The organism is Dryocola boscaweniae, assembly GCF_025215095.1.
Classification (GTDB): Bacteria; Pseudomonadota; Gammaproteobacteria; order Enterobacterales; family Enterobacteriaceae; genus Dryocola; species Dryocola boscaweniae.
This window is the reverse complement of the sequence record NZ_JALHAP010000053.1, coordinates 1-1447: the sequence shown is the minus strand read 5'-3', so window position 1 is coordinate 1447 and position 1447 is coordinate 1. Positions and strand designations below refer to the sequence as shown.

The window sequence follows — 1447 nt, the reverse complement described above, 5'->3', positions numbered from 1 at the left end:
TGGACTGACCCCATAAAGTTGGACAGTTCATGTTAAGCGGCTATCGGGGTCTGGGTTCGGTATTCTACCGGACTCAGGCCTTTTAATTTCAGGCTGATCCGCTCGTTGTTATAGTAATGGATATAGTCCTCTATCGCCTTCCTCAGTTCATTCAGATCGCTGAACCTGTTCAGGTAAAAACACTCTGATTTCAGTGTACCGAAGAAGTTCTCCATCACCGCGTTATCCAGGCAGTTTCCCTTGCGCGACATGCTTTGTGTCATACCCTTCGCCTTTAACTTTGCCTGATAACCTGCCATTCGATATTGCCAGCCCTGATCCGTGTGCAGCAACGGTGCATCCTCCGGTTCGAGCACTGAGAACGCATCATGCAGCATCGTATTAACCATCTCCATCACCGGCCTTTCCGACAGGCTGTAGGAGATAATCTCCCGGTTAAACAGATCGAGAACCGGCGACAGGTACAGCTTTTTACCCTGTACCGAGAACTCGGTGACATCCGTGACCCATTTTTCGTTGGCTTTCGATGCACCGAAGTTCCGGCTCAGGATATTGGGTGCGGCCTTGCCCACCTCCCCTTTCCAGGCACGGTATTTCTTCACCCTTATCAGAGAGCGGAGCGACAGCTCTGTCATCAGCCGCTGCACTGTTTTATGGTTTACCAACAACCCCAGTTTTCTCAGTGAGAGCGTGATCCTGCGGTAGCCATAACGCCCTTTGTGATAGTGGTATATCTCTCTGATTTTGTCTTTCAGCCCGGCATGCCTGTCCACTCGCTTCAGCGCATTTATATTGTGATACCACGTACTGCGGGACATGCCCGCTGCACGCAGAAGATCACTGAGCGCATACTCCAGCCTTAGCTCACTGATTATTGCGGCTTTCTGCCGTTTTTCTCGCTTTGAACTAAGGCCTTCAGCTTTTTTAGGTAGGCATTCTCTGCGCGCAGGTAACGGAGTTCGGCCCGCAGTTCTTCGGAGGAAAGCTTTTCCAGTGCAGCATCGGTAAGTGGAGGTGTTTTTTGGGGTTTTGTCATGTCCTTGCTCCGGCCAGGTTTTATGCTCAGAAGTCCTTTCTCACCTGCGTCTTTGTAGACATTTACCCAGTGCCGGACAACGGTTTCATTTGAGATATTAAACTGCGCGGCAGCTTCACGCATCGAAAGTTCTTCATTGAGAACAGCTTTGACAACAGTCATCCGGAATGCCGGAGAATGGTGGTCATTTTTCCAGGTAATGCCATCAATACCGTGGAGTTGCCAGGCTCTTACCCAGCGTCGCACTGATGTTCTTTCAACACCAAAACGTTCAGCGGTACGATGTGTTCCATCTTTTCCGGCAAGGTAGTGATTGACTACAGCTAATCTGGTTTCGAGGGAATATTTTGGCTTTGCCATAAAAAACTGCACCTTACTCAGTTGGGTATCCAACTTTTGGGGTGCAGTCCA

1 protein-coding gene is annotated in these 1447 nt (G+C 49.7%); it reads right to left on the bottom strand.

What is annotated here, in order from left to right:
* Positions 1-32: 32 nt before the first annotated feature.
* Positions 33-1396, bottom strand: a protein-coding gene (locus MUA00_RS00300; protein WP_271121241.1) for an IS3 family transposase whose coding sequence is annotated in 2 segments (ribosomal slippage) — positions 33-919 and positions 919-1396 — 1365 coding nt in all. Because the reading frame shifts where the segments join, the coding sequence is not laid out codon by codon here.
* Positions 1397-1447 lie beyond the last annotated feature (51 nt).